Origin of the sequence: Streptomyces sp. CHD11, from assembly GCF_018638295.1 — a bacterium.
In the GTDB taxonomy this organism is placed as follows: Bacteria; Actinomycetota; Actinomycetes; order Streptomycetales; family Streptomycetaceae; genus Streptomyces.
On sequence record NZ_JABTTS010000011.1, the window covers coordinates 42,641 to 59,664 of the forward strand.

Sequence of the window (17,024 nt, forward strand, 5' to 3'; positions counted from 1 at the left end):
TTCAGCCCTTGATCCCGGTCTGTGCGATGCCCTGGACCAGCCAGCGCTGGAGGAACAGGAACACACACACCAGGGGGAGGATGGAAATGGCCGTGGCCATGAAGATCAGGTGGAAGTTGACGGTCTGGTTGGTCATGTAGGACGAGAGGGCCACCTGGACGGTCCAGGCGCTCGGGTCCTGGCCGATGACCAGCGGCCACAGGAAGGAGTTCCACCCGCTGATGAAGGTGATCGTGGCGATGGCGGCGAAGAAGTTCAGCGAGTTCGGCACGACGACCCGCCAGTACGCGCCCCAGTACCCGAGCCCGTCCACCCGCGCCGCCTCCTCCAACTCCCTCGGGAACCCGAGGAAGTACTGCCGGAAGAGGAAGCAGGTGAAACCGCTGAAGAGGCCCGGGATGATCAGACCGCGGTAACTGTCCACCCAGCCGAGCGAGGAGACCAGCACGAAGCTGGGCACGAAGGTGACCGCGGTCGGCACCATCAGGGTCACCAGCACCGCGTAGAACACCTTGTCGGCGTGCCGGTAGGGGATGCGGGCGAGGCCGTAGCCGGCGAGCGAGCAGACCAGCAGGGTGCCGACGGTGTGCGCCACGCCGACGACCGCCGAGTTCCACATCGACCGGGCGAAGTCGACCGTCGGATCGTCGAACGGCTCGGTCAGGTTGCCCCACTGGATGTCGGCGGGGAAGAACGTCCACTCCTCGCCGGTGATCTCGGCGTCCGTGGACAGGGCGCCCCGCACGATCAGGTAGAACGGGACGAGGAACAGCAGCCCGGCGAGGCCCGTCGCGGCGTACAGGCCCGCCGAGCCGATGACGCTCCCGCGGCGGGCCCGGCGCGATGTCCTGGTGGTCACTTGGCTCCCTCCCCCTTGCCGAAGCCCATGATCCGGCCCTGGACCAGCGTCACCAGGCAGATCAGCACCGTCAGGATCAGCGCGCCCGCGCTGCCCGCGCCGTAGTCCTGGCTCTCGCCCAGCGCCTTGTAGTACAGCTCGACCAGGGGTGGCCGCCCCCAGGTGGTCCTGTTGAGCAGGTTGAAGAATTCGTCGAAGGCCTGGTACGCCGCGACGAGCAGCAGCAGGACCACCGCCGTCGAGGTCGCCCGCAGCTGCGGCAGCGTGATGTGCCGGAACGTCTGCCAGCCGGGCTTCGCTCCGTCGATGGCGGCCGCCTCGTACAGCTCCGGCGGGATGTTCTGCAGTGCCGCCAGGAACAGGATCATGTAGAAGCCGGCCTGCAGCCACAGCCGTACGGTGACGATGACCAGCCAGTACCAGGGCGGGTCCGGGCTGGCCAGCCAGGCGGTGTTGTCGACGCCGAACACACCGAGGACGGTGTTGGCGAGCCCGAAGCGCACGCCGTTGAAGATGGACATCTTCCAGACGAGCGAGGCGGCGACGTAACTCACCGCCGTCGGCAGGAAGAACACCGACCGGAAGAACGCGCGCAGGAAGCGCAGCCGGTTCACCGCCAGCGCGAGCGCGAGCGACAGGGCCCAGGTGGTGGGGACGATGATCGCGGCGAAGACGGTGAAGGTGACGAGGGAGCCCGTGAACGCGTCGTCGGTCAGCATGAGGCGGTAGTTCTCGAAGCCGACGAACTCGCTGGGCGTGACGGTGAAGCGGGCCTCGAAGAGCGACAGCCAGGCGCTCCAGAGGATGGGGACGTAGACGAAGACCAGCAGACCGATGAGGAAGGGGCCGGTGAACAGCCAGAAGGCGAGGGTGCTGCCGGCCCGCCGCCTGCGCCGTGACCGGGCGGGGGCGGTGGCCTCGCGCGTGGTGGTGGTCGGCATCGCGTGACTGCCCGTCCGCCGCTCTATCCGAAGAGCTTGTCGAGCTCGCGGTTCACCTTCACGTCCGCCTTGTCCAGCTCGGCCTCCGGGTCACCGCCCTTGCGGACACAGTTGGCGAGGACGTCGTCCAGGGCGGTGATCATCGCCTGGGTCCAGCCGATGTTGTCGAAGTGCCCGAACTCGTTGAACAACTTCACGCCTTCGGCCGGCAGCCCGGTCTTGAGCTTGTCGGCGGACTCGGCGATCGAGGTGCGCGGCGGAATATGGAAGCCGTAGGAGAGCGCCCAGTCCTCCTGGTACTCCTTCTGGTCGATCCACAGCCACTTCACGTACTCCTTGGCCGCTTCCACGTCCTTGCCCTTGGCATTGACGAACATCGACCAGCCGCCGTTGTAGACGGCCTGCTTGCCGGAGCCGGTGACCTGGGGGAAGGGGAAGATCCCGAGGTCGTCGCCGAGCGCCTCCTGCATCTGCGGCATGGCCCACATGCCGCACCACTGGATCGCGGTGAGCCCCTGGTTGAGCGCCGAGGGGTCCCAGAAGTCGGTCGGCGCGTCGAGCAGCAGATCACCGCTGGTGAACAGCTTGCGCAGGGTGCCGAAGCCGCCGGCGACGCCGTCCGTGTGGTACGCGATCTCGTTGTTCTCGTCCAGGGTGTCGGCGCCGGACGCCCAGATCAGCGGGTTGACCATCGAGTGCAGGGTGTTGCCGAGGTAGATGCCCTTGATCTTGTCGGTGGTCAACTCGGCTGCGGCGGCCAGAAGTTCGTCGAGTGTGCGGGGGATGCCGACGCCCGCCGCGTCGAAGAGCGACTTGCGGTAGAAGAAGAACTGCGGGTCGTCGATCATCCGTACGCCGTAGATCTTGCCGTCGACGGTGTGCGACTGGATGTCGGCCGGGTTGAAGTCGTCCTTCACCGGGTCGATCAGCTCGGTCAGATCGGCCACCTGGCCGCTCTTGACGAGCTGGATCTGCGGGTGGAACTCGAAGACGTCCGGTGCCTTGTCGGTGAGCAGCGAGGCGAACAGCTTGCTCTCGAAGTTGGAGCCCGTGATCCACTGCGTGGACACGTTCGCTTCCCCGTAGGCCTTGGCGTACCGCTTGATCGCCTGCTCGGTGCCGGCCTCGCCGTAGGCGTGGAAGTACTGGACCAGGGAGGGGCCCGAACCCGAGCCGCCCCCGCGCCCGTTGTTGCCGCCGCACGCGGTGAGCCCGGCGGCGGCGGTGAGTCCCAGGGCGGCGCGGAGCACGGTGCGGCGGTCCCATGTGCTGTAGCTCGATCCCGGCATGGCGGACGTCCTTGTCTCTTGGGCGGCTCTGGCTGCGCTGCGGCTGTCGGCGGGGTGGCGCTCAAGGACTTGCGGTGCGCGGGACGTTAACCTTCGGCCAATACTTCGGCAAGGGGTTGGACAAAGCCCGTCCGAAGTCCTGTGCGTCGTTCGTGATGGCGAACGGGTCGTGGGCCGGGAGCTACCGGCGGCCGGTCGTGGCGCGGTCCGCGCCGCCCCTTCCGGCGGACCGCAACGCGCCCTCCAGCGCGAACGTCGCCGCTCCCAGGCACACCGGGTCGGTCGGGATCGGCGAGAGGACGATCCGGGTGGCCGCCAGCGGACGGCGCAACGCGTGCCGGGTGACGGCGGCCCGCACCTCGTCGAGCAGCGGTTCGCCGAACGCGGCGGCGACCCAGCTGCTGAGCACGACCACCTCCGGATTGAAGAGGTTGACCAGATCGGCGACACCGGCGCCCAGATACCGGGCGGTGTGCCGGAGCACCCCCAGCGCCACCGGATCGCCCGCGCGCACCGCTCCGGCCAGCGCGTCGACGGTGGCCGTCTGGTCCCCGTCGTGCAACAGCGGGCTGTCCGGACTCAGTTCCCGCAGATTCAGCATGATCCCGGGCGCGCCCGTGTACGTCTCCACACACCCGCGGTTGCCGCAGTGGCACGCGCGGCCGTCCAGGACCAGCGTGGTGTGACCCCATTCCCCGGCGCTGTTGCTCACGCCCCGGTGCACCCCGCCGCCCAGCACCAGCCCGGCACCCACCCCGGTCCCGAGGTTGACCACCACCGCGTCCCCGTGTCCGCGCGCCGCCCCGAACCACAGCTCGGCCACCGCGCAGGCGCGCAGCGGATTGTCCAGGTACAGGGGACAGGAGATGTGGCCGGAGAGCAGCTCGAGCAGTGGGACGTCGTGCCAGTCCCAGTTCGGCGCGTACTCGGCGACACCGGTGTCCCGGTCCACCTGACCCGGCACGCTCACCCCCGCCCCGAGCACCCGCGCGCCCTCCACCCCGGCCCGCGCCAGCACCGCCCCGACCGCCGTGGCCACATGCCCCACGACCTGCTCGGGCCGGCTGTCCCCGGGGCGCGTGCTCTCCTGCGCGCGGGCGAGTACGTTCAGCGCGAGGTCGAACAGTTCGACCCGTACGTAGGTCTCGGCCAGGTCGACGCCGATCAGCGTGCCTCCGGACGCGTTGACGGCGACCAGGCCCCGGGGGCGGCCCCCGGCCGAGTCCTCGAAACCGACCTCGGTGATCAGAGCGAGATCGAGCAGCTCACCGACGAGCGTGGCGACCGTGGCGACGCTCAGACCGGTGGCGGCCGCCAGCTCCTGCCGGGAGGTGGGCGACGCGGCGATGATCTGCCGCAGGACCTGATAACGGTTGGCCGTACGGATGTCCCGTGATGTGCGCTTCACCGTCAGCCGCCCCCGTCCCTGCCCGGCCGGGCCCGCCCGGCCCCGGCGAGCGGCAAGGCTACGCAGGACACGGAACGTTCGACAAGGCCTTAGGAAAGGGGCTTGACGAAGTGCGGACCCCGGTGCCGGGGCTCAGTCGCCCAGGACCTCCCGCACGAAGGCGTTGGTGAACTTCCCCCGCGGGTCCAGCTCGCGCACCAGCGCCCGGAAGTCGTGCAGGCGCGGATAGCCGGCGTGCAGCTGGGCCGCCGGTGTGGTGAACACCTTTCCCCAGTGCGGCCGTGCGCCGAACGCGGCCAGCGCCTCCTCCACCCGCGTCACCACGGGCAGCACCGTCCGGGTGTCCTCGGTCCAGGTGAAGTGGGCGGCCACCGTGTCCCGCCCGTAGGCCGGGCTCAGCCACTGGCCGTCGGCGGCGACGGTGCGCACCTCGCAGGTCTGCAGCACCGGCGCGACGGTCTCCCGGATCCCGTCCAGCGCCCGCAGCATGCCGACGGCCGACCCGCGCGGCATCAGGTACTCGGACTGGAGTTCCGCCCCGCTGCTCGGCGTGAACTCCGCCCGGAAGTGCGGCAGCCGCTCGTGCCAGGGCCCCGGCACCCCGAACTGCTCGGTGCAGTTCACCGCCGGCATTCCCGGCACCGGGTGCATCTTCTCGGTCGCCGCCGGGGCCCAGGGGAAGTCCGCCATCGGCCGGTCGGTGCGCCGCTTCACCCAGACCTGGCGGAAGCCCGGCGCCCGCCAGTCGGTGAACAGGCTCACGCTGTACGCCGCCGACATCACCGTCTCGAACGTGGCGTCGTCCAGCCCGTCCAGCGGCAGCTCGGTGAACACATGCTGTTCGACCTCGAAGGACGGCTCCAGGTCCAGGGTGAGGGCGATGACCACACCGAGCGCGCCCAGTGAGGTGACCGCGCCGCCGAACCGCTCGTCGCCGCGCGCCACGGTCACCACCGAGCCGTCCGCCGTGACCAGCTCCACCGCGCGCACCGACGAGGCCAGCGGGCCGTTGCCGACCCCGGACCCGTGGGTACCGGTGGCGACCGAGCCGGCCACCGAGATGTGCGGCAGCGACGCCATGTTCGCCAGCGCCAGCCCCTGCCGGTGCACCTCGCGGGCCAGCTCCGCGTACCGCACCCCGCCCCCGACCCGTACCGTCCGGGCCGCCGTGTCCACGTCGATGCGCGCGGGCAGGGCGTCGAGGGAGAGCAGGACGCCGCCCGCACCGGCCTCGGCGATCTCGTTGAAGGAGTGCCCGCTGCCCAGGGCCCGCACCCGGGGGCTTGCGGCGACCAGCGCGCGCAGCGCGTCCACGGTCCGCGGACGGTGCGGCTGCGCGGCGTACGTGATGTTGCCCGCCCAGTTGGTGACGTTCTCGGCCATCCCTCGTCCTTCCCGACCTCCGGGGCCGGAAAGACCCCGGTCGGAACCTATCCCGGGCGTGACCCACGCCATGTGGGGGGACCCGCCACCCCGGATGTCGGGCCGGGGGCATACCGTGAGGAGTCGTACGTCCGAACCGGGAGGAGAAAACTTCGATGGGCAGCCGCACCGCGCTGGTCGAGGATCTGATGGAGCGGTTCCCGCACGTGCCGCGTGAGGCCGTCTTCAAGGAGGACCTGCTGCGCGGCGGTGTGGCCTTCGACCCGTCCGCGCTCAGTGACAACGAGGGCGGCGAGGTCAAACCCAAGTCGTACTTCATCTTCTCCTTCGACCACGGCACCCTGCCCGAGCTGGGCGAGGCCGCGCTGCGGCGCCCGCCGGAGGAGATCATCCTCACGGGCGGCCCGTACGACCTGCGCCGCACGGTGGTGTCGGTGCGCGTGAACCCGGCCTCCCCCTACCGGGTCGCCGCCGACGAGCACGGCGTGCTCGGTCTCTACCTCGACGGCAAGCGCATCTCGGACGTCGGGGTGCCGCCCATGCCCGAGTACTACCGGCACACCCTCGCCAGCGGGAAGTCGGTCATGGAGGTCGCCCCCACCATCCAGTGGGGCTATCTGATCTATCTGACCGTCTTCCGGGTCTGCCAGTACTTCGGCGCCAAGGAGGAGTGCCAGTACTGCGACATCAACCACAACTGGCGCCAGCACAAGGCGGCCGGCCGGCCCTACACCGGGGTGAAGGACGTCGAGGAGGTCCTCGAGGCCCTGGAGATCATCGACCGGTACGACACGGCGAAGGTCTCCACCGCCTACACCCTCACCGGCGGCGCCATCACCAGCACCGTCTCGGGCCGGGACGAGGCGGACTTCTACGGTCACTACGCCAAGGCCATCGAGGAGCGCTTCCCCGGCCGCTGGATCGGCAAGGTCGTCGCCCAGGCGCTGCCCAAGGACGACGTGCAGCGCTTCAAGGACTACGGCGTGCAGATCTACCACCCCAACTACGAGGTGTGGGACGAGTACCTCTTCAAGAGGTACTGCCCCGGCAAGGAGCGCTACGTCGGCCGTGACGTGTGGCACGAGCGGATCCTCGACTCGGCCGAGATCTTCGGCGCGCGCAATGTGATCCCCAACTTCGTGGCGGGCGTCGAGATGGCCGAGCCCTTCGGATTCAAGACGGTCGACGAGGCGATCGACTCCACCACCGAGGGCCTGCGCTTCTTCATGTCGCACGGCATCACGCCGCGCTTCACCACCTGGTGCCCGGAGCCGACCACCCCGCTCGGCAAGGCCAACCCGCAGGGCGCGCCGCTGGAGTACCACATCCGGCTGCTCCAGGCGTACCGGCAGACCATGGAGGACTTCGGTCTCTCCTCGCCCCCCGGCTACGGCCCGCCCGGACCGGGCAACGCGGTGTTCTCCGTCAGTTCCTTCATGGACAGCCTTCCCGCTCAGGAGCCCGCGGAGACCGTCTGAGAGACCCAGGGCGTCTCGCGTACGCCCGCCGAAAAGAGATCGCCGAAGGCCGGAACGGAGACGTTCCGGCCTTCCTTGCGTAGGGTCCACGCGAGGGGTTGCCGAGCGGCCACCGAAGGTGAAGGCGGCGCTTGTCAGTTGTGTCGAGGACGTGAAAAGCTCGGCCACTGCCGCGAGGTTCCCCCAACTACACCGCCGGAATGGCGAGTTGACCTCGCTCGTGGATGCAGGAGTCTTATGCCCGACCTGCCGAGCAGCCCCCGGGACGCCACCGAGGCGGCGCTCTTCTCCGAATGCTGGGACGCGGTGCTCTCCTACGCCGATCTGTGCGCGGCGGGATCCACCGCCGCGGCCGAACTGGCCCGCGAGGCCTTCGACCAGGGGATAGGGGAGCTGCGTGCCGCCGAGACGGACGCCGTACGGGGCACCGGCAGACGCTCCACCCGGCTGCCCCGGATACCCCTGCTGCTGGCCGCCGTTCGCACCACCGCGACCGCCTGGGAGGAATCGGGACAGGGGCACAAACTCGACCCGGACCTCCGGCTGTGGCTCCACTCCGACCAGGCCGCCCGCTACACCGGCCCGCCACTGGGGCGCCCGGTCGCCGTACGCGGACTGCGCGACCTGCAGCAGACGGACGCCGAACTGCTGTGGCTGGCCGAGGCGGAGGCACTGCCGCTGCCCCTGACCGCCCGCCGGCTCGGCCTCGACCCCGGCACGGCGGCCGGCGAACTGGCCCAGGTGCGGGACCGGTTCAGGGAGCGCTGCCACCGCAACCACATCGACTCCCCGATGGACGCCGAGTGCCGCAGCTACGCCCGGCTCCTCGACGCCGTCACCCGCTCGCCCGCCGCGGACACCCCCGGTGACCTCTCCCGGCACCTCGCCACCTGCCACCCGTGCGCCGAGGCGGCCGCCTGTCTGCGGCTGCACGGCGGGGGACTGCCCGGGGCGCTGGCCGGCGGGGTGATCGGCTGGGGTGGCCTCGCCTATCTGGAGCGCCGCCGCCGCGCCGCCGAGGTACGGCTCGGGGCCGGACGTCCGGACCGGGCCGACGCCGACCCCGGCGATCCGGTCGGCGGGAGCGGCAGGTCGCGCGTCGCCCGGCACGGACTGCTGGCCGCCGCTGCCCTCGTCTCCCTGCTGGCGCTGGCCGTCTCGCTGATGCCCTTCGGGGACGGCGCCGCCGAGAGCGCCGTCCGGCCCGACACCGACCGCCCGCCGGTGGCCGACCCCGGCCCTTCCCTGCCGCCGGCCCCCACCGTCCCGCCCGGCGACGCCACCTCCACCACCCCGCGGCCGACCGCCGCGCACACACCGGAGCGCGAGGACCCCGACCCCGGCCCCGAACCGGAACCCCAGGGTGCCTCCTCCGGCACCGCCGCCCCCCGGACCACCGCCGCCCGCAGCGGGCCGGCCCCCTGCCAGGCCGACTACGACCTGGTCAACCAGTGGCCCGACGGCTTCCAGGCCGACGTCACGGTGACCGCGCAGCACCCGCTCGACTCCTGGAACGTCGGCTTCACCTTCGGGGAGGGCCAGCGGGTCACCCAGATGTGGGACGCCTCGGCCGGCCAGGACGGCCCCCGCGTCACCGCCACCGCCGCCGACTACAACAAGACGGTCGCAGCCGGCGGGAAAATCGCCTTCGGTTTCATCGCCTCCTGGAGCGGAACCAACTCCCCGCCCACCGGCATCACTCTCAACGGCCGTGCCTGCGCGAGCAGATGACCCACGCCGGCCGTCGCGGGGGCGAGTGCTGACCGCGTGACAGAACAGCGGGTGGTGCACGGCCCCGGGGGATGCGCGGGACCCGGCGGTGTCCGGCACCTGCGACGGATGGGCGGCCTGCTCGGCCGTCCCAGTCTGCCCCCAGGACGCCGGGACGCGCCGCGCTCCCGGCTTCGCCTGCCGGGCGGGTACGAGGGCAGAAGCGCCGGGAGGGGGCAGGCCGGCGCGGGCCCGGATGCTGGTCGTCGAAAAAACAGTGGTGCCCGTCTCCGTACCGCTCTATGGTGACCGGGAGGTTGTGCGGCGGCCATGCCGGCCGCCGCGTCCGAGCGGGAGAACGGGAGGTGTGACCGATGACTGTCATTGCGATGGGTGCTGCCCGCATCCGGACGATCGTTCATCCCACCTCCGTGGCCCTCGGCTGACACCTCCTTCTCTGCCGCGCCTGTGACGCGCGGTGCCGGGGCCGCCCTTCGAAGGGTTTCCCTTGAACCTCTCCTCTTCTCTGTCGGCTTCCCCGCATCCTCTCGCTCCCCTCGGCTGGGACGAGGAGTGGGAAGCCGTGTTCTCCCCGTACGGCGCGCAGGGGCTGCTGCCCGGCCGCGTGGTGCGGGTCGACCGCGGGCAGTGCGATGTCGTCACCGCCGACGGGACCGTCCGGGCCGACACCGCGTTCGTCACGCCGCACGACCCCCTGCGGGTCGTGTGCACCGGGGACTGGGTCGCCGTCGACCCGGCCGGGGGCGTGCCGAGGTATGTGCGGGCGTACCTGCCGCGCCGTACCGCCTTCGTGCGCTCCACCTCCTCCAAGCGGTCCGAGGGACAGATCCTCGCCGCCAACGTCGACCACGCCGTCGTCGCCGTGTCGCTCGCCGTCGAGCTCGACCTGGCCCGGATCGAACGGTTCCTGGCGCTCGCCTGGGAGTCCGGGGCGCAGCCGGTGGTCGTGCTCACCAAGGCCGACCTCGTACCGGACGCCGCGACCCGGGCACATCTCGTCCGCGACGTCGAGACCAGCGCACCGGGCGTGCCGGTCGTCACCGTCAGCGCGCTGAACGGCGGGGAGGGACTGGACGTGCTCGCCGCCATCGCGTCAGGCGGTACGTCGGTGCTGCTCGGACAGTCCGGCGCCGGCAAGTCCACCCTGGCCAACGCCCTCCTCGGCGAGGACGTCATGGACGTACGGGCCACCCGGGACGCCGACGGCAAGGGCCGCCACACCACGACCACCCGCAACCTGCTGGTATTGCCCGGCGGGGGAGTCCTGATCGACACCCCCGGCCTCAGGGGGGTCGGCCTGTGGGACGCCGGAACCGGCGTCGGCCAGGTCTTCGCCGAGATCGAGGAGTTCTCCGAGGGCTGCCGGTTCCACGACTGCGCCCACGAGAGCGAGCCGGGCTGCGCGGTTCTCGAAGCCGTCGAGACCGGTGAGCTGCCGCAGCGCCGCCTGGACAGCTACCGCAAGCTGCTCCGGGAGAACCAGTACATCGTGGCCAAGACCGACGCCAGGCTCCGCGCGGAGATGCGCAGGGACTGGAAGCGCAAGGGTGCCATCGGCAGGGCGGCGATGGAGGCCAAACGGGGTCGGCTGCGCTAGCGCACGGTGATGTCCGATTTCCGCCAGCCGGGACTCCACGGCGGGCGGAGACTGGACGGTGTGATGGACGACGACAGCAGGTACGAGGCGGTGCGCAGCCGGGACGGCCGGTTCGACGGCGTGTTCTTCTTCGCCGTGGCGACGACCGGCATCTACTGCCGGCCCAGCTGCCCCGCCGTCACCCCGAAGCGGCCCAACGTACGGTTCTTCGCGACCGCGGCCGCCGCGCAGGGGGCCGGGTTCCGGGCCTGCCGGCGGTGCCGTCCGGACGCGGTGCCCGGCTCCGCCGAGTGGAACGTACGGTCCGACGCCGTCGGCCGGGCCATGCGGCTGATCGCCGACGGCGTCGTCGACCGTGAGGGCGTCGCCGGACTCGCCGCCCGGCTCGGCTACAGCGCCCGCCAGGTGCAGCGACAGCTCACCGGCGAGCTCGGCGCCGGGCCCGTCGCCCTCGCCCGGGCCCAGCGGGCGCACACCGCGCGCCTGCTCCTGCAGACCACCGGCCTGCCGGTCACCGAGATCGCCTTCGCCGCCGGCTTCGCCAGCGTGCGGCAGTTCAACGACACCGTGCGGACCGTGTACGCCACCACCCCCAGCGGGCTGCGGGCCTCCGCGCCGCGCGGCGGCCGGGCCGGCGCGCCCACCGCCGGCATCCCGCTGCGGCTCGCCCACCGCGGCCCCTACCGGGCGGGCCCCGTCTTCGACCTGCTGGAACGCGAGGCCGTCCCCGGCGTGGAGGAGGTGAGCGGTGCCCCGGGCCACCGCACCTACCGGCGCACCCTGCGACTGCCCCACGGCACCGGCATCGCGGCCGTCGGCGAACGGGCGCACACCGGCACGGGAGCCCGCCCCGGCGGCTGGCTCGACGCCCGGGTGCACCTCACCGACCTCCGCGACCTGACCACCGCCGTGCACCGGCTGCGGCGGCTGTTCGACCTGGACGCCGACCCGTACGCCGTCGACGAACGGCTCGGTGCCGATGCCCGGCTCGCCCCGCTGGTCGCCGCGCGTCCCGGGCTGCGCTCTCCGGGCGCCGCCGACCCGGACGAAGTGGCGGTGCGCGCGCTGACGGGCCGCGAGGAGGCCGCCGGACTGGTCCGGCGCTACGGCAAGCGGCTGGACGCCCCCTGCGGAAGCCTCACCCACCTCTTCCCCGAACCCGCCGTCCTCGCCGGAGCCGAACCCCACGGCACCCTGGGCGCGCTCACCTCCGCCCTGGCCGACGGCACCGTGTGCCTCGGTCCCGGCGCCGACCGGGACACCGCCGGGGCCGCCCTCGCCACCGTCCCCGGCCTGGACGCGCGGACCGTCGCGGCGATCCGCACCCGCGCCCTCGGCGATCCGGACGTGGCCGCGCCCGGCCCGGAAACCCCCGACAGCTGGCGCCCCTGGCGCTCGTACGCCCTGAACCACCTGCGTGCCGCAGGTACATTGGAGTGATCAAATGATCATGGACACCGTGACGTACTGGACGAGTGTCGGCAGCCCCGTCGGGCCGCTGCTGCTCACCGCCGCCCCGACCGGCGAGCTGACCTCGCTCTCCGTGCCCGGCCAGAAGGGCGGGCGCGCCGTGCTCGACGACTGGCGGCGCGATCCGGGGCCGTTCCGCGAGGCGGAGCGGCAGCTCGCGGCGTACTTCGCCGGTGAGCTGAAGGAGTTCCGGCTGGCCGTGAGCGCCGTGGGCACACCGTTCCGCGAGAAGGTGTGGGCCGCGCTCGACGACGTCCCTTACGGGGCGACCGTCTCCTACGGTGAGATCGCGGCGCGGATCGGCGCGTCCCGGCCAGCCGTACGCGCGGTGGGCGGCGCGATCGGCGCCAATCCTCTGCTCATCGTGCGCCCGTGTCACCGGGTGATCGGCTCCGACGGCTCGCTCACCGGGTACGCGGGCGGGCTGGAGCGGAAGGTGCGGCTGCTGACCCACGAGGGGGTGCTGCGGCCGTGAGGAGCCGGGCCCGGCCGCCCGCCGTCAGCCCCAGAACACCGCGCCGAGCCATGCCGCCGCGATCAGCTGGCAGGCGAAGAGTTCCGCCAGCAGGCTCCAGCCCCCCGAGCGCATCGCCGTGCGCGTCGCGGCGGCCGCCTCGCCCCGGCGGCCGAGCCGGAGCCGCGCATGGAGGTACATCCCGCCGACGAAACCGGGCAGCGCGCCGAGTACCGGCAGCAGGACGAAACCGAGGAACGACCCGCACCCCGCGTACGCCAGCATCCGGGCGTCGGCGCCCCCCGCGCGCAGTCTCCGGGGCGGCAGGGACCAGCGCACCACCTGGGCCAGGAACAGCACGACGGTCGCGCCCACGCACACCCACCACGCGACGGGCTGCGGATCCTTCAGCGCCCACCACAGGACCGCGGCCCACACCAGCCATGACCCGGGCACCCCTGGCAGCAGCACTCCGCACAGGCCGAGCAGGAGCACCAGCCCGGCCATGAGGAGGTCCCACGCTCCCATATGTCTCCCCGCGAGGTGACCACCGACTTCAGCCGATGGGGAGAGTTGCTGCCTTGGCCCGCGGTAACTTCCTTTCGTCCCGTGAGGGACTGGTTCGGGCTGGACCGCAACCCTCGGGTTGGAAGCCCCCTTACCTTCAGGTGGGGGGAGCGGAGTCACCTGTCCAGAGTGCAGGAGGTCTGGACACGGCGCAGGGCGGGCACAGTGGGCCCGCCGGCGCGATGCGGACCCGCAGCCGGACCGGCTGCGGTGCTCCGGTCGCACAGCCGTCCCCACGTTCACCCGACAGGTCGTCCCGGCTGCCGCGCGAGACGGACATTTTCCGGATGCCCCGTTTTCTTCGCGCCCCCGCGGGCGACAATTGGGGGCATGAGTCAGCAGGGGGGAAGGCCCACCGGCCCCGAGGACGACTGGTGGGAGCGGCTGTACGGCGACACAACCGACGACACGGGCCCCGCACCGGCGCCCGATTCCCTGGACGACCGTTTCGCCTCGGCGTCCGACGCGCTGGACACCGGACGGCCGGGTCCGGCGCCCGCGACGCGACTCCCCGCGCCCCGTCCGGCCCCCGCCCGGCCCACCCGCGCCCCGTGGGAACCTCCGCCCGCCGCGTCGGCGGGCCCGGTGACCTTCCCGCCGCCGCCCCGCCGGCCTCCCGCGCCGGAGCCCCGCGAGGACACGGACGGGGGCGCACCGGGGACCGCGGGGTCGCAGACCCCGGAGGACAGGGGGCGCGGGGTCCCCGGGGACGACCGGGGGCGTGAGGGGGGAGGGGGTGCCCCGGAGGGCCGGGGTGGCGCCGGGGACGTGGGGGACCTCCGGTCCGCGGGCCGGGGCGGCCCCGGCAGCGGCCGTCGGGCTCCGTGGGACGTGGGCCGGGAGGCCACCGGGCCACAGGACGCGGACGGGAGTCTCCCGGAGGGCGCGGGCCGGGGTGCTCCGGAAGGGATGCCGTCCGGGCTGCCGCCGATGGCCTTCGGTACCTGGACGCCTTTCCCCGCCTCGGCGCCGGAGAACCGGGGGACCGCCCGTGGTGGGCCCGCCCCCGGGCCGGAGGAGGCGCCGTCCTCCGCCGACCCCCGCATCGCACCGCGCCCCACGCCCCCCTCCCGTGGCTACGTCGGGTCCCGGCCCCCGACCTACGACGCCGAGCCCACCGCCCTCCCCGAAGCCGACCCCGGCGCTCTGGACGGCCTGGTGCCGGACACCGTGCTGGACGGCGCCCGGTACGGTGCCTGCACCCTGCGGGCCGCCTCGGTACGCGGCGACTCCGCGCGCTACCGGGGAGAACACCGGCGTGACGCGCTGCTCACCGCGCGGTTCGGGACGGGCGAGCGGGCGCTGCTCCTCGTGGCACTGGCCACCGGCGCCCGGACCGCGCCGGAAGCACATCTGGCCGCCGCCGAGGCGTGCCGCTGGATCGGCGGTGCGGTGGGCCGCAGCCACGCCCGCCTCGTCGACGACATAAGGGCCGCCCGGCGCGGCGACCTCAAGTCGGGGCTGCACCGCCTGACCGACCGCACCCTCGGCAGGCTCCGGGCCGGCGCCGCCGAGCAGGGCCTCGAACCCGACGCCTACACGGCCGGCCTGCGCTGCCTCCTGCTGCCCGCCGACCCCGAGTGCAGCACCCGGGTCTTCTTCGGCGTCGGCCCCGGCGGACTCTTCCGGCTGCGGGACGGCGAGTGGCAGGACATCGAACCCGAGGTCGCCCAGGTCAAGGGCGACCCCGTGCTCTCCTTCGGCTCACCGCCCTCCGAGACCCCCGCCGGCGACCGTCTCACCATGGACCTGAACATCCCCACACCCCCGAGCCCGTACGAGCCCGCCCCCGGACCGCCCCGCGAGCCCTTCCGTTTCCGCGCCTCGGTAGCCCGGCCGGGTGACACCCTGCTGCTGTGCGGCACCGGCCTCGCCGACCCCCTGCGGGGCGAGCGGGAACTCCGCGCCCACCTGGCCGACCGGTGGTCGCGCCCCGAGCCGCCCGGCCTCGCCGCCTTCCTCGCGGACACCCAGGTACGGGTCAAGGGATACGCCGACGACCGCACGGCCGTCGCCGTTTGGGAGGCGTGAGCGCGTCCGGTGTGAATTCATGGAACCCGTCAGGCATCTTCGGCACCGGAGGGGCAGACGGAACCCATGGCCAAACAGAACATCGCGGAACAGTTCGTCGACATCCTCACCCGCGCGGGTGTCAAACGCCTCTACGGCGTCGTCGGAGACAGCCTCAACCCGGTCGTCGACGCCGTGCGCCGCAACTCCGCCATCGACTGGATCCATGTCCGGCACGAGGAGACCGCCGCCTTCGCCGCCGGCGCCGAAGCACAGGTCACCGGACGGCTGGCCGCCTGCGCGGGCTCCTGCGGCCCCGGCAACCTCCACCTGATCAACGGCCTCTACGACGCCCACCGCTCCATGGCCCCGGTCCTCGCCCTCGCCTCGCACATCCCGTCCAGCGAGATCGGCCTCGGCTACTTCCAGGAGACCCACCCCGACCAGCTGTTCCGCGAGTGCAGCCACTACAGCGAGATGATCTCCAGCCCGAAGCAGATGCCCCGGCTGCTGGACACCGCCATCCAGCACGCGGTCGGCCGCTCCGGCGTCAGTGTCGTCACTCTTCCCGGCGACCTCGCCGACGAGCCCGCACCGGACCAGGCCCCCGAGACCGCGCTGGTCACCTCGCGGCCCACCGTCCGCCCCGGCGACGACGAGATCGACCGCCTCATCGACATGATCGACCGGGCCGAGAAGGTCACCCTGTTCTGCGGCGCCGGCACCAAGGGCGCCCACGCGGAGGTCATGGAGTTCGCCGGGAAGATCAAGTCGCCCGTCGGGCACGCTCTGCGCGGAAAAGAGTGGATTCAGTACGACAATCCGTACGACGTCGGCATGAGCGGACTGCTCGGCTACGGCGCCGCCTACGAGGCCACCCACGAGTGCGACCTGCTGATCCTGCTCGGCACCGACTTCCCGTACAACGCCTTCCTCCCCGGCGACGACGTGAAGATCGTCCAGGTCGATGTGCGCCCCGAGATCATCGGCCGGCGCTCGAAGCTGGACCTCGCGGTGTGGGGCGATGTGAAGGAGACGCTGCGCTGTCTCACGCCCCGGGTCCGCACCAAGGACAACCGCAAGTTCCTCGACCGGATGCTGAAGAAGCACGCCGAGGCGCTGGAAGGCGTGGTGAAGGCATACACCCGGAAGGTGGAGAAGCATGTGCCGATCCACCCCGAGTACGTGGCGTCCGTCCTGGACGAGATGGCGGACGACGACGCGGTGTTCACCGTCGACACCGGCATGTGCAACGTGTGGGCCGCCCGTTACATCTCGCCCAACGGCCGCCGCCGGGTGATCGGTTCCTTCTCCCACGGTTCGATGGCCAACGCGCTGCCCATGGCCATCGGGGCGCAGTTCACCGACCGGAGCCGGCAGGTCGTGTCGATGTCCGGCGACGGCGGATTCACCATGCTGATGGGGGACTTCCTCACCCTCGTGCAGTACGACCTGCCCGTGAAGGTGGTCCTGTTCAACAACTCCTCCCTCAGCATGGTCGAGTTGGAGATGCTCGTCGCGGGACTGCCCTCGCACGGCACCGCCATGAAGAACCCCGACTTCGCCGCCGTGGCCCGCGCGTGCGGTGCCTACGGGGTGCGGGTGGAGAAGCCGAAGGACCTCGCCGGGGCACTGAAGGCGGCACTCAAGCACAAGGGCCCGGCCCTCGTCGACGTCGTCACCGACCCCAACGCGCTGTCCATCCCGCCGAAGATCAGCAAGGAGATGGTGACCGGCTTCGCCCTGTCCGCCTCCAAGATGGTGCTGGACGGCGGGGTCGGCCGGATGGCGCAGATGGCCCGGTCCAATCTGCGCAACATCCCCCGGAGATGAGGGC

The 17,024-nt window shown here is 72.1% G+C and carries 13 protein-coding genes; 7 read left to right on the plus strand and 6 right to left on the minus strand.

The genetic code is table 11. The features are described 5' to 3' along the window. Nucleotide 1: 1 nt before the first annotated feature. The 5 genes from HTV45_RS14875 to HTV45_RS14895 all read right to left on the minus strand — a co-directional run bounded on the left by HTV45_RS14875 (nt 2) and on the right by HTV45_RS14895 (nt 5,880). Nucleotides 2–859, minus strand: coding sequence for a carbohydrate ABC transporter permease (locus tag HTV45_RS14875; protein ID WP_215206236.1), 858 nt, complete (start codon nt 857–859; stop codon nt 2–4). Next, on the minus strand, nt 856–1,800 hold the full coding sequence (locus tag HTV45_RS14880; RefSeq protein ID WP_215206237.1) for a carbohydrate ABC transporter permease: 945 nt from the start codon (nt 1,798–1,800) through the stop codon (nt 856–858). Before HTV45_RS14880 ends, HTV45_RS14875 begins: the two co-directional genes overlap by 4 nt. A gap of 23 nt (nt 1,801–1,823) precedes the next feature. Continuing rightward, the gene (locus HTV45_RS14885; RefSeq protein ID WP_215206238.1) at nt 1,824–3,089 is read right to left on the minus strand and encodes an ABC transporter substrate-binding protein; all 1,266 of its coding nucleotides are present in this window, start codon (nt 3,087–3,089) and stop codon (nt 1,824–1,826) included. A gap of 181 nt (nt 3,090–3,270) precedes the next feature. Further along, nucleotides 3,271–4,497, minus strand: a complete 1,227-nt coding sequence (locus tag HTV45_RS14890) for an ROK family transcriptional regulator (protein WP_215206239.1) — start codon at nt 4,495–4,497, stop codon at nt 3,271–3,273. 132 nt (nt 4,498–4,629) lie between these two features. Further along, a complete protein-coding gene (locus HTV45_RS14895) occupies nt 4,630–5,880 on the minus strand; it encodes an FAD-binding protein (protein WP_215206240.1) in 1,251 nt (416 codons plus the stop codon). 155 nt (nt 5,881–6,035) lie between these two features. Between HTV45_RS14895 and HTV45_RS14900 the strand changes: the two genes are divergently transcribed. The 5 genes from HTV45_RS14900 (at nt 6,036) to HTV45_RS14920 (ending at nt 12,631) form a co-directional block, all read left to right on the plus strand. Next, nucleotides 6,036–7,358, plus strand: a complete 1,323-nt coding sequence (locus HTV45_RS14900; protein ID WP_215206241.1) for a radical SAM protein — start codon at nt 6,036–6,038, stop codon at nt 7,356–7,358. Between the two features lie 237 nt (nt 7,359–7,595). Beyond that, on the plus strand, nt 7,596–9,089 hold the full coding sequence (locus HTV45_RS14905; RefSeq protein WP_215206242.1) for a cellulose-binding domain-containing protein: 1,494 nt from the start codon (nt 7,596–7,598) through the stop codon (nt 9,087–9,089). A 487-nt stretch (nt 9,090–9,576) separates the two neighbouring features. After that, nucleotides 9,577–10,686, plus strand: a complete 1,110-nt coding sequence (gene rsgA, locus HTV45_RS14910; protein WP_215206243.1) for a ribosome small subunit-dependent GTPase A — start codon at nt 9,577–9,579, stop codon at nt 10,684–10,686. Nucleotides 10,687–10,749: 63 nt separating this feature from the next. Continuing rightward, nucleotides 10,750–12,126 (plus strand): AlkA N-terminal domain-containing protein, encoded by a 1,377-nt coding sequence (locus tag HTV45_RS14915; protein ID WP_215206317.1) that lies wholly within the window; start codon nt 10,750–10,752, stop codon nt 12,124–12,126. Between the two features lie 10 nt (nt 12,127–12,136). Beyond that, nucleotides 12,137–12,631 (plus strand): methylated-DNA--[protein]-cysteine S-methyltransferase, encoded by a 495-nt coding sequence (locus HTV45_RS14920; RefSeq protein WP_215206318.1) that lies wholly within the window; start codon nt 12,137–12,139, stop codon nt 12,629–12,631. Nucleotides 12,632–12,655: 24 nt separating this feature from the next. Here HTV45_RS14920 and HTV45_RS14925 read toward each other — a convergent pair whose 3' ends face one another. Then, nucleotides 12,656–13,138, minus strand: a complete 483-nt coding sequence (locus HTV45_RS14925) for a DUF456 domain-containing protein (protein ID WP_215206244.1) — start codon at nt 13,136–13,138, stop codon at nt 12,656–12,658. Between the two features lie 369 nt (nt 13,139–13,507). On the opposite strand from HTV45_RS14925, the gene HTV45_RS14930 reads away from it, so the two are divergent. Both HTV45_RS14930 and HTV45_RS14935 read left to right on the plus strand, forming a co-directional pair. Then, nucleotides 13,508–15,208, plus strand: a complete 1,701-nt coding sequence (locus tag HTV45_RS14930; protein WP_215206245.1) for a protein phosphatase 2C domain-containing protein — start codon at nt 13,508–13,510, stop codon at nt 15,206–15,208. Nucleotides 15,209–15,274: 66 nt separating this feature from the next. Further along, nucleotides 15,275–17,020, plus strand: a complete 1,746-nt coding sequence (locus HTV45_RS14935) for a pyruvate dehydrogenase (protein WP_215206246.1) — start codon at nt 15,275–15,277, stop codon at nt 17,018–17,020. The last annotated feature ends 4 nt before the right edge of the window (nt 17,021–17,024 follow it).

Bases quoted from the DNA above. Each gene is read 5' to 3' on its own strand.
- HTV45_RS14930 (WP_215206245.1), top strand. From the start codon at position 13,508: ATGAGTCAGCAGGGGGGAAGGCCCACCGGCCCCGAGGACGACTGGTGG.
- HTV45_RS14900 (WP_215206241.1), top strand. From the start codon at position 6,036: ATGGGCAGCCGCACCGCGCTGGTCGAGGATCTGATGGAGCGGTTCCCG.
- HTV45_RS14925 (WP_215206244.1), bottom strand. From the start codon at position 13,138: ATGGGAGCGTGGGACCTCCTCATGGCCGGGCTGGTGCTCCTGCTCGGC.
- HTV45_RS14905 (WP_215206242.1), top strand. From the start codon at position 7,596: ATGCCCGACCTGCCGAGCAGCCCCCGGGACGCCACCGAGGCGGCGCTC.
- HTV45_RS14880 (WP_215206237.1), bottom strand. From the start codon at position 1,800: ATGCCGACCACCACCACGCGCGAGGCCACCGCCCCCGCCCGGTCACGG.
- HTV45_RS14935 (WP_215206246.1), top strand. From the start codon at position 15,275: ATGGCCAAACAGAACATCGCGGAACAGTTCGTCGACATCCTCACCCGC.
- HTV45_RS14915 (WP_215206317.1), top strand. From the start codon at position 10,750: ATGGACGACGACAGCAGGTACGAGGCGGTGCGCAGCCGGGACGGCCGG.
- HTV45_RS14920 (WP_215206318.1), top strand. From the start codon at position 12,137: ATGGACACCGTGACGTACTGGACGAGTGTCGGCAGCCCCGTCGGGCCG.
- HTV45_RS14885 (WP_215206238.1), bottom strand. From the start codon at position 3,089: ATGCCGGGATCGAGCTACAGCACATGGGACCGCCGCACCGTGCTCCGC.
- HTV45_RS14895 (WP_215206240.1), bottom strand. From the start codon at position 5,880: ATGGCCGAGAACGTCACCAACTGGGCGGGCAACATCACGTACGCCGCG.